Annotated in this window: 1 pseudogene; it reads left to right on the plus strand. The window is 33.3% G+C overall.

From position 1 onward, the window contains the following. Window positions 1-421 precede the first annotated feature (421 nt). Window positions 422-842: pseudogene (locus KFD70_RS29245) on the plus strand (RNA-guided endonuclease TnpB family protein); the annotation flags it as partial.

Below are 842 nucleotides of genomic sequence, written 5' to 3' on the forward strand. Positions count from 1 at the left end.
AAAATGGAAGTACAGGGAGCGCTTTTGAAAAATTACTGGAGTAATATAAATTACTAATTCTATTGCATATACTAAATATTACCGCTATAACTTCCTTTACATTATAGGGAAATATCCCTATTTCTATAAGTGGATATTTCCCTATAATCCTACTTTTGTTATCAAAAATGGAAATACAGAGAGCGCTTTTGAAAAATTACTTGTAAATCGATAATATAGTTGTTTAATTCTTATTGAACTAAAGCACCTGTTTGTTTAAGTGAATACATTCACATTTATCATTTTCCGACAGAAGACTCCTTCCTCAAAAATGTGAAGGTGTGAAAACACCAATTTTAGGTGGGGGATGAATGTCGGTAGGCGTAAGCCTACTTTTTTTAGTATACTGTAGGTATCCTACGAAAAAAGTGAGGTGCAACCCATGTTAGTAAATAAGGCATATAAATTTCGTATCTATCCAAATAAGGTACAAGAAATATTAATTGCTAAAACCATTGGGTGTAGTCGCTTTGTATTTAACCATTTTCTTGCTCTCTGGAATGACACCTATAAAGAGACAGGAAAAGGATTAACCTATCCTTCTTGCTCTGCCGAGCTTACTCAATTAAAAAAGCAACAGGATACACTTTGGTTAAAAGAAGTAGATAGTATTGCTCTTCAATCCACATTAAAAAACCTCGCAGATGCTTTTTCGCGTTTTTTTTAAGAAACAAAATGATATTCCACGATTCAAATCTAAAAACAATAAGGTTCAATCCTACACAACAAAGCAAACGAACGGCAATATTGCGATTGTAGGTAACAAAATGAAATTACCGAAACTTGGCCTTATTCGCTTTGCC

The sequence above is a fragment of the Bacillus pfraonensis genome (genome assembly GCF_050768835.1).
GTDB lineage: Bacteria > Bacillota > Bacilli > Bacillales > Bacillaceae_G > Bacillus_A > Bacillus_A pfraonensis.